This is a genomic window from Nocardia sp. NPDC006630 (assembly GCF_040611495.1).
In the GTDB taxonomy this organism is placed as follows: Bacteria; Actinomycetota; Actinomycetes; order Mycobacteriales; family Mycobacteriaceae; genus Nocardia.
This window is the reverse complement of record NZ_JBEXOK010000023.1, coordinates 1-12,735: the sequence shown is the minus strand read 5'-3', so window position 1 is coordinate 12,735 and position 12,735 is coordinate 1. Positions and strand designations below refer to the sequence as shown.

The 12,735-nt window shown below is 65.9% G+C and carries 13 protein-coding genes; 10 read left to right on the top strand and 3 right to left on the bottom strand.

The window, feature by feature from the left end:
- Positions 1-5: 5 nt before the first annotated feature.
- Complete coding sequence (locus ABZX86_RS39550) at positions 6-455, bottom strand: SRPBCC family protein (RefSeq protein WP_355131489.1); 450 nt, start codon at positions 453-455, stop codon at positions 6-8.
- 454 nt (positions 456-909) lie between these two features.
- Between ABZX86_RS39550 and ABZX86_RS39545 the strand changes: the two genes are divergently transcribed.
- From ABZX86_RS39545 to ABZX86_RS39535, 3 genes are read left to right on the top strand one after another with little or no spacing between them, the layout of a single operon-like run.
- The gene (locus ABZX86_RS39545; RefSeq protein WP_355131487.1) at positions 910-2,583 is read left to right on the top strand and encodes an FAD-dependent oxidoreductase; all 1,674 of its coding nucleotides are present in this window, start codon (positions 910-912) and stop codon (positions 2,581-2,583) included.
- A gap of 10 nt (positions 2,584-2,593) precedes the next feature.
- Positions 2,594-4,063 (top strand): ATP-binding protein, encoded by a 1,470-nt coding sequence (locus tag ABZX86_RS39540; RefSeq protein ID WP_355131485.1) that lies wholly within the window; start codon positions 2,594-2,596, stop codon positions 4,061-4,063.
- Positions 4,064-4,078: 15 nt separating this feature from the next.
- Positions 4,079-4,432 (top strand): UBP-type zinc finger domain-containing protein, encoded by a 354-nt coding sequence (locus tag ABZX86_RS39535; protein ID WP_355131483.1) that lies wholly within the window; start codon positions 4,079-4,081, stop codon positions 4,430-4,432.
- Between the two features lie 51 nt (positions 4,433-4,483).
- Here ABZX86_RS39535 and ABZX86_RS39530 read toward each other — a convergent pair whose 3' ends face one another.
- Positions 4,484-5,293: an alpha/beta fold hydrolase gene (locus ABZX86_RS39530; RefSeq protein ID WP_355131481.1), complete on the bottom strand. Its 810-nt coding sequence runs from the start codon at positions 5,291-5,293 to the stop codon at positions 4,484-4,486.
- Between the two features lie 155 nt (positions 5,294-5,448).
- On the opposite strand from ABZX86_RS39530, the gene ABZX86_RS39525 reads away from it, so the two are divergent.
- From ABZX86_RS39525 to ABZX86_RS39495, 7 genes are all read left to right on the top strand, one after another.
- A complete protein-coding gene (locus ABZX86_RS39525; RefSeq protein WP_355131479.1) occupies positions 5,449-5,910 on the top strand; it encodes a hypothetical protein in 462 nt (153 codons plus the stop codon).
- A gap of 206 nt (positions 5,911-6,116) precedes the next feature.
- A complete protein-coding gene (locus ABZX86_RS39520) occupies positions 6,117-7,010 on the top strand; it encodes an RNA polymerase sigma-70 factor (protein WP_355131535.1) in 894 nt (297 codons plus the stop codon).
- A 248-nt stretch (positions 7,011-7,258) separates the two neighbouring features.
- Complete coding sequence (locus ABZX86_RS39515; protein WP_355131477.1) at positions 7,259-8,344, top strand: FAD-dependent oxidoreductase; 1,086 nt, start codon at positions 7,259-7,261, stop codon at positions 8,342-8,344.
- Positions 8,345-8,409: 65 nt separating this feature from the next.
- Positions 8,410-9,147 (top strand): Clp protease N-terminal domain-containing protein, encoded by a 738-nt coding sequence (locus ABZX86_RS39510; RefSeq protein ID WP_355131475.1) that lies wholly within the window; start codon positions 8,410-8,412, stop codon positions 9,145-9,147.
- Positions 9,148-9,193: 46 nt separating this feature from the next.
- Complete coding sequence (locus ABZX86_RS39505) at positions 9,194-9,493, top strand: hypothetical protein (RefSeq protein WP_327142573.1); 300 nt, start codon at positions 9,194-9,196, stop codon at positions 9,491-9,493.
- Positions 9,494-9,653: 160 nt separating this feature from the next.
- On the top strand, positions 9,654-11,276 hold the full coding sequence (gene groL, locus ABZX86_RS39500; RefSeq protein ID WP_327142572.1) for a chaperonin GroEL: 1,623 nt from the start codon (positions 9,654-9,656) through the stop codon (positions 11,274-11,276).
- Between the two features lie 199 nt (positions 11,277-11,475).
- On the top strand, positions 11,476-11,907 hold the full coding sequence (locus tag ABZX86_RS39495; protein WP_327142571.1) for a DUF4189 domain-containing protein: 432 nt from the start codon (positions 11,476-11,478) through the stop codon (positions 11,905-11,907).
- A gap of 90 nt (positions 11,908-11,997) precedes the next feature.
- Here ABZX86_RS39495 and ABZX86_RS39490 read toward each other — a convergent pair whose 3' ends face one another.
- A complete protein-coding gene (locus ABZX86_RS39490) occupies positions 11,998-12,342 on the bottom strand; it encodes a hypothetical protein (protein ID WP_327142570.1) in 345 nt (114 codons plus the stop codon).
- Positions 12,343-12,735: the final 393 nt, after the last annotated feature.

Genomic DNA, 12,735 nt, shown 5'->3' with positions numbered 1-12,735 from the left:
GCAGATCAGCTTTCGAGGGTCTGCTTGATCTTGCCGAGGGTTTCGTTCATACCGCTGACGAGATTCGCCTCGAAGGGCTGTTCGCCGCCGAGCACCGCCTCGATCATGCGCCGGACGGGCCAGCTGACCCCATTGGGGACATCGCGACGCTGCACGACCCGGGTGCCCGTTTCGGTGGGCTCGAGCGTGAAGCTCCAGATCGTGCGGTTCTCGTTCATCCGGTAGGCGATGGCCCGGTTGGGTTCATAACGCACCACCCGGGACGAAGTGGGGTAGTACTTGGCGCCGTCGCGATTGAGATTCACGACCCAGGTGCCGGTGCGGATCTTTCCGAGCGGCAGCACGCGCACGGTGCTCGGACTGAATTCCGGCATCCGCTTGAGATCGGAGACAATGCTCCAGACCTGCTCAGGCGGTGCGGCGATGTCGATGGTGGCTTCGAGAGTGTTCGGCAACGCTGCCTCCGGGAGATGTGACGATAGATACCAGCGATCCTAGTTCCCATTCGAACATCGAACCGAACACTGAAAATCAACTGCATCACATTCCTGTGTTGCCGCATTGCTGAAGGTAATGGCTAACGCACAATGTGTGACAGACGAATTAACAGTTAAGGCCACCAGCTTCCGATGCGAAACGTGAGGTGATCGGCCGTGAAATTGCTATCGCTCCTGCATCGCAGAACCAAGACGGTTCCGCTGTTGCCAGCCGACGAGAACCGCGACGCCGCGCAACCTCCCGGCCGGCCGAGACGGACCAGACCGAACGGTCAACTCGAAGAACGGTTGGAGCGACTGCTCACACCGAACGAGCTCGATATCGTTCAGCACCACCGGATCTGACGTGGCGATCGTCTCTCGGGGGCAGCGCAGGCCGAAATCACTTGCCAACTCGGCTCATACTCTTTAGGTGACTTCACCAGCTGCCGCCAAACCGGCCATCCTCAGCGTGGACGACGATCCCGGCGTCTCCCGTGCCGTGGTTCGTGATCTGCGCCGCCGGTTCGGCGCGGATTACCGGATCCTGCGGGCGGAGTCGGGTGCCGACGCGCTCGAGGTACTGCGGGAATTGAAACTGCGCGGCCAGCCGGTCGCGGTCCTGATCGCCGACTATCGGATGCCGGGCATGAACGGCGTCGAATTCCTGGAGCAGGCCATGGACCTGCATCCGCACGCGCGGCGGGTGCTGCTCACCGCCTACGCCGACACCGATGCCGCGATCGAGGCCATCAATGTGGTCGATCTGGATCACTACCTGCTCAAGCCGTGGGATCCGCCGGAGGAGAAGCTCTATCCGGTGATCGACGCCCTGCTCGACGCCTGGCGCAGCGATGACCACAAGCCGGTGACGGAGACCAAGGTGGTGGGCCACCGCTGGTCGGCCCGCTGCTCCGAGGTCCGGGAGTTCTTGGCGCGCAATCAGTTGTCGTATCGCTGGTACCAGGTCGACGAGCCCGAGGGCGCGCGGATGCTGGCCGCCGCGAATGCCACCGAGGACGATTGCCCGGTCGTCATCAATCAGTCCGGTGAAGTGCTGCGCATGCCGTCGGACTCGGAATTGGCGGCCGCGGTCGGTCTCAATATCGTTCCCGCCAGCGAGTTCTACGACCTGATCGTGGTCGGCGGCGGCCCGGCCGGTCTGGGCGCGGCGGTGTACGGCGCGTCGGAGGGCTTGCGCACGGTCCTGGTCGAGCGCACCGCGACGGGCGGGCAGGCGGGCCAGAGCTCGCGCATCGAGAACTATCTGGGCTTCCCGGACGGAGTATCCGGTTCCCAGCTGGCCGATCGGGCGCGGCGGCAGGCCGTCAAATTCGGCGCCGAACTCATCACCGCACGCGAGGTGGTCAGCCTGGAACCGTGCGGCGCCGCGCGGGTGGTGAAGTTCGCGGACGGCGGCAGCATTTCCGCCCACAGCGTATTGATCGCGACCGGCGTCAACTACCGGCATCATCCAGCGCCCGGGGTGGACGATTTCACCGGGCGCGGCGTTTACTACGGCTCCGCGATGACCGAGGCCTCCGATTGCAGCGACCGCGACATCTACATTGTCGGCGGCGCGAATTCGGCAGGTCAGGCGGCGGTCTATATGTCCCGGCACGCGCGCACCGTGCACATTCTGGTGCGCGCGACCTCGCTGGTGGATTCCATGTCGCACTATCTGATCCAGCAGATCGAGCAGATCCCGAATATCAAGGTGCATCCCCGCACCGAGGTGGTGTCGGCGGACGGTGACGATCATCTGGAGCGGATCGTGCTGCGTGACAATGCCACCGGCGCGGAAGAAAAAGTGGATGCCGAACGGTTGTTCCTGTTCATCGGCGCTGCCCCCGAAACCGAATGGCTCGACGGTGTCGTCCACCGGGACGACAAGGGCTATGTCCTGGCCGGACCCGATCTGATGGTCGACGGCAATCGCCCGGCGGGCTGGGAGCTACCGCGCCCGCCGCAACATCTGGAGACCAGCGTTCCCGGCGTTTTCGTGGCCGGCGACGTACGTTCGGAATCGGCGAAGCGGGTGGCGTCCGCCGTCGGCGAGGGCGCGATGGCCGTCATGCTGGTCCACCGCTGGATCGCGAAACAGTAGGAGTGCAATCGTGGGAACAACATCACTGATCTGCGATCCCAATGAACTACGGGACCTGTTCCTCTTCGAGAAGCTGACCGACGAACAGCTGGCCTGGCTGTGCAAGGACGGCCGGGTCGAGCGTTTCGAACCGGGTCTGGTCTTCCGCGAGGGCGAGCCGGCCACCTGCTTCTACGTCCTCATGGAGGGCGAGGTCCGGATGACCAAGATCTCGGGCGGCGAGGAGATCGAACTCGTCCGCACCGATCATCACGGGTCGTATTCGGGCGCGTGGACCGCGTACATGGGCGATAAGGTCGACCAGAACTACAGCGCGTCCTTCTATGTGACCAAGCCGTCGAAATTCTTTGTGCTCGATGCCGGAACCTTCTCGCACATGATGAAGGAATGGTTCCCGATGGCATTGCATCTGCTGGAGGGTGTGTTCTTCGGCAATCGCAATTCGAATGAGATCATCGGGCAGCGCGAACGCCTGCTGGCGCTGGGTTCGCTGTCGGCGGGCCTGACGCACGAGCTGAACAATCCGGCCGCGGCGGCCGTGCGCGCCACCTCCTCGCTGCGGGAACGCGTGGCCGGTATGCGGCACAAGCTGAAGATGATGGCGCACGGCAAGTTCGACTCCGCGACCATGGAGGCGCTGGCGCAATTGCAGGAGGAGGCCGCCGCCCAGGTGGCGAAGGCGCCGACGCTGACCCCGCTGGAGGCGGCCGATCGCGAGGACGAGCTCGGCGATTGGCTGGAGGCGCACGATATCGCCAACGGCTGGGATATCGCCCCGACCTTCGTACAGGCCGGTTTCGATATCGACTGGCTGGAGAAGGTGCACGGCACGCTCACCGGTTGCGAGGGCGCGGTTTTCGAGGGCGCGATCCGCTGGCTGAACTACACGGTCGAGACCGAACTGCTCATGAACGAGATCTCCGACTCCACCACCCGCATCTCCACGCTGGTGAACGCGGCCAAGCAGTACTCGCAGATGGACCGGGCCCCGTTCCAGGTGGTCGATATCCATGAGCTGCTGGACAGCACGCTGGTCATGCTGGGCCGCAAGATCGGCGACAATGTGCAAGTGGTCAAGGAGTACGACCTCGCGCTGCCGCCGGTGCCCTGCTATGCGGCGGAACTGAATCAGGTGTGGACCAATCTGATCGACAATGCCATCTCGGCCATGAACGGCCGCGGCACCCTCACCGTGCGCACCTACCGCGACGGTCCCTGTGTCGCAGTGGAAATCGGCGATACCGGGCCGGGCGTGCCGGAGGAGATCCGCACCCGCATCTTCGAACCGTTCTTCACCACCAAGCCGGTGGGCGAGGGAACCGGTCTGGGACTGGATATCTCATTCCGCATTGTGGTGAACAAGCATCACGGCGATATCCGGGTGGAGTCGGAGCCGGGCGATACCCGGTTCATCGTGCGGATTCCGTTCGAGCGCGTCGATGTGCCTGGGAATATCGAAACCGTAAGCATGGCAAGCTGATACAGGAGACCAGTGATGTCGGAGAAGATCGAGGGTATCGATCCGTCCGCGGCCCCCAGCGGCCCCGGTTGTCAGGACTGCGACGCCGCTCAGGGCTGGTGGTTGCATCTGCGCCGCTGCGCCCAGTGCGGCCACGTCGGCTGCTGCGACAGTTCCCCGTCGCAGCACGCGTCCAAGCACTTCAAGGATTCCGGGCACCCGTTCGCGCAGAGCTATGAGCCGGGCGAGGATTGGTTCTACAACTACGCGACCGACGAAATGTACGGCGAGGGGCCGGATTTGGCCGCACCGCATTCCCATCCGGCGACGCAGACGGTGCCCGGGCCGCGTGAGCGGGTCCCGGCGGACTGGCAGAGTCATCTGAACTGACGGTCGGCGGTACTGGGTGAATCCCTGGGAGAACTTGTCTCCCAGGGATTCTCATTCTTCCGGGCCGAGTTTGTGGCTGCTGAGGAAGGCGAGCGAGAGATCCGCGAGATTGTGCCAGCAGTGATCGGCCACCATGGAGTGCCCGCGGCCGTTGAGCACCTGCAACTCCGTGACACCCGGATTGCGCTGCTGCAGCCGGAATTGCGCGCGCACCACGGCCGGGGGAGTGGCCCGGTCCTCGGCGCCCGCGATCAGCAGCAGCGGCCCGCGCACCGCGTGGACATCCACGCTGACTTCGCTCCCGGGGCTGACATTCGCCAGGGCCAGCTGGAACACTGGTTTGGCCGGAGCGGGAATCGCGTACTGCCGGAACAGCTGATCCGATTCCGCACGACTGATGGCATTGCCGAAGACGCGGTGATAGCTGTCGGCGGTGTGCGCCCAGGTCTTGCGGCGCAACCAGGGCTTCGCGAGAATCCCTCCGACACTGCGCAATTGAGCAGGCGGTAGCACGTACACGCCCCGGTACTGCGCGGGCGCGATGGCGATGCCGCCGATGGCGATGCCCTGGGCGAGCAGCTGCTGTGCGATGAGCCCGCCGAAGGAGTGCCCGATGACGATCGGCGGCGCCGGTAGATCGGCAATGTATTTGGCGTAGTGCTCGGTGACTTCGGCGATGCCGCGATTGTTCAGAGCCTCGGCATTGGCCCGGGTGGCCGCCGGATCCCGTCCGTCGCCGGGCCAGCCGGGGGCGATGGGCGCGAAGCCCGCGCGGTCGAAATACTCGAGCCACGGTGTCCAGCTGTCGCTATGCATCCAGAGGCCGTGGATGAAGACGATCGGGGTTTTCGGTGCAGGCATGAGATCTCCTCTGGTTGCACGTGATTCGTCTCATTTCGCCTGATAGTGACGATACGGGAGTGCTCTTGCTACCGGTAGCGGTCGCCTGCGGGTACTCTGCTCCGAGCGCCGGGCGCCCCGGTGCGCAGGCACTCTCGGGAAGCTCGGAAAAGGGTATGAAACAGACTGTGATCGTCGCCCTCGCCGCAGGTGCGCTGGTGCTGGGTCTAGCCGGCTGCGGATCGGGAAAATCCACCGAAGCGAGCAGCCAGACCAAGGGCGCTCCGAGCTCGAGCAGTGTCGCGGCGCCCACCGGCACACCCACCGCTACGCCCGCTTCCGCTCCGGTCGCCGCCACCACGGCCGAGGCCCCCGTCGAACCGCCCGCCGGTGCGAACACCACCCCCGCGGCCGCCAAGAAGACCACCGCCCCCGACGGCGCCCAGACCACCTGCGGCGATTTCCGCGACCTCGACAACGACACCGAGAAGCAGGTCATCCAGCAGGTCCTGGCCGCCAACCCGGGTTCCAAATTCGACGGCAGCCCCAATGTCGCGCTCGGTACCGCAAAACTCGTCTGCCTCGCGCCCGCCTACGCCGGCACATCGGTAGCAAACGCCATCGGCGCCGCCAAGTAACTCCTCGGCGCGTCCCGCCGATAGGCAGTGCGGCGCAACCGATTCCCGTGCATCCGGCAGCGTGGCCGCCGGGTGTGGTCTCTCGCGGTGTCGGTTGCGGTCCTATCAGGTGTGCAGCGGACCGTAGGGGCGTGTGGATGGTCATCACTGGCGGGGTGGCGCGCAGGCGTATCGTCTCGAACCTACGTACGAGGACGGGTGAAGTGATGGACGCCGGCGGGCTGGTGGAATACGAGCGACATCGTCCGCGACTGTTCGCACTCGCGTACCGGCTGCTGGGTTCGGCGAGCGAGGCCGAAGACGCCGTGCAGGAGACCTATCTGCGCTGGGCCGCCGCCGACCGCGCCGAAATCCGTTCCGCCGAAGCCTGGTTGACCACCGTGCTGGTGAATCTGTGCCGCACCTGGCTGGATTCGGCCCGCGCCCGCCGCGAAACCTATATCGGCCCCTGGCTACCCGAGCCGGTGGCGACCGGCGAGCTGGGCCCGCTCGAATCGGCCGAACAGCGCGAACTGGTTTCCCTGGCCTTCCTGACCCTGCTCGAACGCCTGACCGCCGCCGAGCGCGCGGTGTTCGTCCTGCGCGAGGCCTTCGGCTACGCGCACCGCGAGATCGCCGACATGCTCGACCTCTCCGAAGCCAATTCCCAGCAGCTCTACCGCCGCGCCACCCTGCGTGTGCGAGAGGAGCGCCCCCGCTTCGATCCCGCACCCGCGCACGCGCGCGCCCTCTTCGAAAAGTTCCTGACCGCAGCCGGATCCGGTGATGTGGCGGCCCTGGAGGCCATGTTCACCGCGGATATCGTCTCGGTCGCGGACGGCGGCGACAAGGTGAATGCCGCCCGCCGCGCCGTGCTCGGCGCCGGCCGTGTGGCCCGCTACGTCGCCTGGCTCTTCTCGCACGACGTCCCGGACCTGTCCCTGTCCATCGAGGATGTCAACGGTGCGCCCGCCGTAGTGGCCCGCGCGGCCGACGTGACCATCCTGATCGCGTCCGCCGAATTCGCGGACGACCACCTCGCCTCGCTGCGGCTGATCGTCAACCCCGACAAACTGGCCTACTTCGTGCGCGCCGACAAAGCTGCCTCGCGCACGGCATAACCTCCTCGCATCACGCAAGCGGTTAGCCGAGCACGGCTTACGGCTTCCACTAGCCGCACCCAAGCTGGTCAGTTGTGCATGAACTCGGGCGATGGCATGCGCGCGGCACGTGATTCGGTGTCTGGAAACACGGCTGCGCGTGTCGGTGACGCGGCACACATGCGGGAGTTGTCAGAGATCGCGGGGCTGTCCGGTCTAGAGAGTGTCGGCCCGGTGCAGGGTCGTCCTTTGGGGAAAGGAGCTCTCTCATGACCGGAGAACATCGAATCGTCGTGCTCGGTGCGGGGTATGCCGGATTGGCGGCGGCGCGGCAGGCGGCGCGGGCGCGCGGCGTACGCGTCACGGTGATCGACACACGCACCGAACTGGTGGAGCGGGTGCGTCTGCATCAGCTGCTCGCCGGTCAGCAGATTCCGCGGTGGAATCTTCGAGAGATGTTGGAGTGCAAGGGGATCCAGTTCATTCAGGGTAAGGCGATCGATATCGACACCGCCGCCCGCCAGGTGCGGCTGGAGGATGCGCCGCCGGTCTCCTACGACTCGCTCGTCTACGCCCTGGGCAGTGTCGCCGATGTCGGTGGTGTGCCGGGAGTCGCCGAGTACGCCCACTCGGTGGCGACGCCGGAGGATGTGCGGCGAGCGTCCGCGCTGTCCGGCCGGGTCGCGGTGGTCGGCGGCGGTTCCACCGGTATCGAGACCGCCACCGAATTGGCCGAGGCCCGACCGGATCTCACGGTGTTGCTGGTGAGCGCCGAGGAGCCGGGAGCCTGGCTGTCGGACAAGGCCCGCACCCACATTCGCGCGGTGCTGGAGCGCCTGGGCGTCGAGGTGCACGCCGGTGCGAAGGTCGCCGAGGTGACCGCCGACGGTCTCGAGCTGGTCGGCGGCGCGAGTCTGTCCGCCGAAACAGTGCTGTGGACAGCCGGATTCGCGGTCCCGGAGCTGGCCGCCCGCTCGGGCCTGGCCGTGGATCCCCGCGGCCGCGTCCTGGTCGACGGCGAACTGCGCTCCCGCTCGCATCCCGAGGTGTACGCCGTCGGCGATTCGGCGGTCATGACCGGTCCCGAGGATCGCGAATTGCGCATGGCGTGCGCCACCGCACTGCCTGCCGGCAAATACGCCGCGACCGCCCTCACCGCGCGTCTCGCCGGAAAGACGCCCGCGCCCCGGCGTTTTCGCTACGTCCTGCAGTGCGTGAGCCTGGGCCGCCGCGACGCCATCGTGCAATTCGTGCACGCCGACGATGCACCCGCTCGCACGGTCCTGACCGGCCGTACCGCGGCCTGGGTCAAGGAGCAGATCGTCCGCACCGCGGGTAGTTCGGCGCGGCCCTGAATCCGCCCATCGGAATCGTCAACTAAGGGTTGACCACCGCTAGATGGTCAACCTACAGTTGACGCATGACCACTCCCTTTCGCCTCGACGATCTGATCGACGGCATCAAGAAGGCCCGCCCCGACAACACCCTCGAGCAGCTCTCCGACGCCGTGGTCGCCGCGGATCACCTCGGTGACCTGGCTGATCACCTGATCGGCCACTTCGTCGACCAGGCCCGCCGCTCCGGCGCCTCCTGGACCGATATCGGCCGCAGCATGGGCGTCACCAAGCAGGCCGCGCAGAAGCGCTTCGTCGCCAAGGGGCCGGGCGATGCCGCCGACGCCGCGGCGCTCGATCCGAGCACCGGTTTCGCGCGCTTCACGCACCGGGCCCGCAGTGTCGTGATCGCCGCGCAGGAGGAGGCCCGCAATGGCAGCAATGCCGAGATCGTCCCCGAGCACCTGGTCCTGGGTCTGCTGCGCGAGCCGGATTCGCTTGCCGTGCAGGTTGTCAAGGCCAAGGGTGTCAGTGTGGACGCGGTCCGCCGGGTCGCCACCGCCGCCCTGCCCGCCGCCGCGGAGAAGATTCCGGCCTTGATTCCCTTCGATTCTCAGTCCAAGAAGGTCCTGGAGTTGACCTTCCGTGAAGCACTTCGCCTGGGCCACAACTACATCGGCACCGAGCACCTGCTGCTCGCCCTGCTGGAGGTCGAGGCCGGGACCGGCGTGCTCTCCGGCCTCGGCCTGGAGAAGGACGCGGTGTCGGCGGACCTCGGGGAACTGCTCGCGCAGTTCGCGGACCCCGCAGCTGACGCGCAGTGAACCCCGCCTCACGTGTCCCACTAGCCACGGCGGATACCATGTGGGCATGGCGGACGACGAAGGTTCCGACCTAGTTGCAGGGGAACGCCGCGCAGATCTGGTGCGCGCGCTCTCCTATGTCTCCACCGAAGAGGCGCCGGACGGCGGGTTCATCGTGAACGGTGACCTGCCCCCCGACGTGGCTCCGGTGTTCGTCCGCGCCATCATGCGGATCGAGGCGGAGTTGCTGTTGAACGACGCCGAGCTGGTCAATATCGATCAGGGTGAGCCGCGAACTCCCGAGGAGCGCCGCACCGATGCGCTGATTGCGCTGCTACTGCGGGTGGATGACCGCCTGGTGCGCTGACCCCCGACCTTGCACTCCCGGTGTGTGAGTGCTAGAAATGGCTTGGCACTCCTGACCTGTGAGTGCTAGGTCGGGACGGTGAGGCCCCTATGGTCGTCCGTCGCGGGCACCGCGCCTGGCCAGATCGTGTCAATCCCCTGATCTGGAGGATCTCAACGCAATGGCCAAGACAATTGCGTACGACGAAGAGGCTCGCCGCGGTCTCGAGCGGGGTCTGAACGCCCTGGCCGACGCTGTCAAGGTGACGCTGGGCCCGAAGGGCCGCAATGTCGTGCTGGAGAAGAAGTGGGGCGCCCCCACCATCACCAACGATGGTGTCTCCATCGCCAAGGAAATCGAGCTCGAAGATCCGTACGAGAAGATCGGCGCGGAGCTCGTCAAGGAAGTTGCCAAGAAGACGGACGACGTCGCTGGCGACGGCACCACCACCGCCACCGTGCTCGCCCAGGCGCTGGTACGCGAAGGCCTGCGCAATGTCGCGGCCGGTGCGAACCCGCTGGGTCTGAAGCGTGGCATCGAGAAGGCCGTTGCGGCCATCACTGCCCGCCTGCTCGAGACCGCCAAGGAGGTCGAGACCAAGGAGCAGATCGCTGCCACCGCAGGTATCTCGGCCGGCGACTCGTCCATCGGTGATCTGATCGCCGAGGCCATGGACAAGGTCGGCAAGGAAGGTGTCATCACCGTCGAGGAGAGCAACACCTTCGGTCTCCAGCTGGAGCTCACCGAGGGCATGCGCTTCGACAAGGGCTACATCTCGGGTTACTTCGTCACCGACCCGGAGCGTCAGGAAGCGACCCTCGAGGATCCGTACATCCTGCTCGTCGGCTCGAAGATCTCGACCGTCAAGGACCTGCTGCCGCTGCTGGAGAAGGTCATCCAGGCCGGCAAGCCGCTGCTGATCATCGCCGAGGACGTCGAGGGCGAAGCCCTTTCCACCCTGGTGGTCAACAAGATTCGTGGCACCTTCAAGTCCATCGCCGTCAAGGCGCCGGGCTTCGGTGACCGCCGCAAGGCCATGCTGGCCGATATCGCCATCCTCACCGGTGGCGAGGTCATCAGCGAAGAGGTCGGCCTGTCCCTGGACACCGCCGGCATCGAGCTGCTCGGCACCGCCCGCAAGGTGGTCATCACCAAGGACGAGACCACCATCGTCGAGGGTGCCGGAGACCCGGAGGCCATCAAGGGCCGCGTGGCGCAGATCCGCACCGAGATCGAGAACTCGGACTCGGATTACGACCGTGAGAAGCTGCAGGAGCGCCTGGCCAAGCTGGCCGGCGGTGTTGCGGTGATCAAGGCCGGCGCTGCGACCGAGGTCGAGCTCAAGGAGCGCAAGCACCGCATCGAAGATGCCGTGCGCAACGCCAAAGCTGCCGTCGAAGAGGGCATCGTCGCCGGTGGCGGCGTGGCTCTCGTGCAGGCCGCCCCGGCGCTGGACGAGCTGACCCTCACCGGTGACGAGGCCACCGGCGCGAACATCGTTCGCGTCGCGCTCTCGGCTCCGCTGAAGCAGATCGCCTTCAACGCGGGCCTGGAGCCCGGCGTTGTCGCCGAGAAGGTCTCGAACCTTCCGGCCGGCCACGGCCTCAACGCCGACACCGGCGAGTACGTCGACCTGCTGGCCGCCGGCGTTGCCGACCCGGTCAAGGTCACCCGCTCGGCCCTGCAGAACGCGGCTTCCATCGCGGCTCTGTTCCTCACCACCGAGGCCGTCGTCGCCGACAAGCCGGAGAAGGCCGCCCCCGCGGGCGACCCGACCGGTGGCATGGGCGGCATGGACTTCTGATCCCCCGGATCTGAGTCCGCGTCGAACCGATTCGGTTCTCGCAGTACACAACTGAAGGCCGGTCCACCCTCGGGTGGGCCGGCCTTCGGCGTTTCCGCAGCTGTCTTATCGACTCGAGTTTGTCGGACCTTCGAGCTACTGTCACAACCGGTTTCATTCGCGAAACCGTTTCTGATGGGGAGTATCTCGAATGTTTGGAATGGGCAAAATCGCCCTGGGGCTGGCGGCTGTCTCGATGATGGCCGGTGCGGTGGCGGGCGCGGGATCCGCGAGCGCCGAAGCGGGACCGGATGGACGTCTCTACGGTTCGATCGCGCTGCTGCAATGGGATGACAACACCGAGAATTGGTCTGCCGCATACAACTACCCGAACTGGGCAGAGGCGGATCGGGATGCGCTGAACGACTGCGGCGACCCGGAGTACTGCCACATCGCGGTGCGTTTCGTCGACGGTTGCGGCGCCATCGCCAAGACGTCGGATTCCGACTCCCGGTACTTCTGGGCCTCGGCGCCCACGCGTTTCGAGGCGGAGCGGCAGGCGCTGTCGCAGGCGTTCCGGCCGTCGTCGCTGAGTGCGTCGGGTGGGCCGGGCATCCTGGTCACGTCGAAGTGCACGGATAACGCGAGCTGATCCACGGCTCCGTAGCTGGATGACGCGGGCCGGTCCACCCTCACGGTGGACCGGCCCTTGTGGTTTCGCGGGCTTTCTATGTGGGGGGAGTCAGGGCCGGGGATGTCGTTCCGAGAGTGTGGCCGCCGCATCGATGGGCCGGACGCCGACGAGTTCGGCGGCCGCCGCGATGGCGGCGCGGCAGGCCGCATCGCTGTACGGGGCAGGGGCATAGAGGAGTTCGACCAATTCGATGGCGGCGATCGCCTGGTCTCGGGTCAGCAGCCGGCCCGGGAGCCAGCTGACGCGCCACTCCGCGTGCTGTGGGACGGCCTCCGCCGTCTGCGAGATGTCCTGCGCGTGTGGGGGGATGGACGCGTTGTGCTGATGGCCGGGGAGTCGCTCTGCGAACTCGTCGAGGATGCCGGTGGTAATCGACCAATCGCAGACGTACACGCCCTCTAGGGTGCGCTTCGGCGGTCCGCGACCAAGACCATTCGTTCGGATTGCCGGGTTCAAGCCCCTGACCAGCCGATTTGACTTCATTCGTAGCGACACGTAACTTAGTTCGAGTCAGAGCGACACGGACACCGACCCGGAGCCTTAACGGCCTGGGAAACGAGGTTGTACGAGGAGCGCCCGACAGTCACACTAGCTCTCCTGACCAGCGGATTTGGTTCTGCTGTGCGGTAAGAGCTAAGCTGTAAAAGTTGCCTCAGAGACCGACCGGGACAAAGAGCCCGCGAAGTTCTGTGTGCGTGTGTTCTTTGAGAACTCAATAGTGTGTCGATGAATGTCAGTGCCAATATTATTATTGGTTCCGGCTTCTCATACCCCCCGGTTGAGAGG

Coding starts and splice junctions, on each gene's coding strand:
- ABZX86_RS39535 (WP_355131483.1), top strand. CDS start 4,079: ATGTCGGAGAAGATCGAGGGTATCGATCCGTCCGCGGCCCCCAGCGGC.
- ABZX86_RS39530 (WP_355131481.1), bottom strand. CDS start 5,293: ATGCCTGCACCGAAAACCCCGATCGTCTTCATCCACGGCCTCTGGATG.
- ABZX86_RS39525 (WP_355131479.1), top strand. CDS start 5,449: ATGAAACAGACTGTGATCGTCGCCCTCGCCGCAGGTGCGCTGGTGCTG.
- ABZX86_RS39520 (WP_355131535.1), top strand. CDS start 6,117: ATGGACGCCGGCGGGCTGGTGGAATACGAGCGACATCGTCCGCGACTG.
- ABZX86_RS39515 (WP_355131477.1), top strand. CDS start 7,259: ATGACCGGAGAACATCGAATCGTCGTGCTCGGTGCGGGGTATGCCGGA.
- ABZX86_RS39510 (WP_355131475.1), top strand. CDS start 8,410: ATGACCACTCCCTTTCGCCTCGACGATCTGATCGACGGCATCAAGAAG.
- ABZX86_RS39505 (WP_327142573.1), top strand. CDS start 9,194: ATGGCGGACGACGAAGGTTCCGACCTAGTTGCAGGGGAACGCCGCGCA.
- groL (WP_327142572.1), top strand. CDS start 9,654: ATGGCCAAGACAATTGCGTACGACGAAGAGGCTCGCCGCGGTCTCGAG.
- ABZX86_RS39495 (WP_327142571.1), top strand. CDS start 11,476: ATGGGCAAAATCGCCCTGGGGCTGGCGGCTGTCTCGATGATGGCCGGT.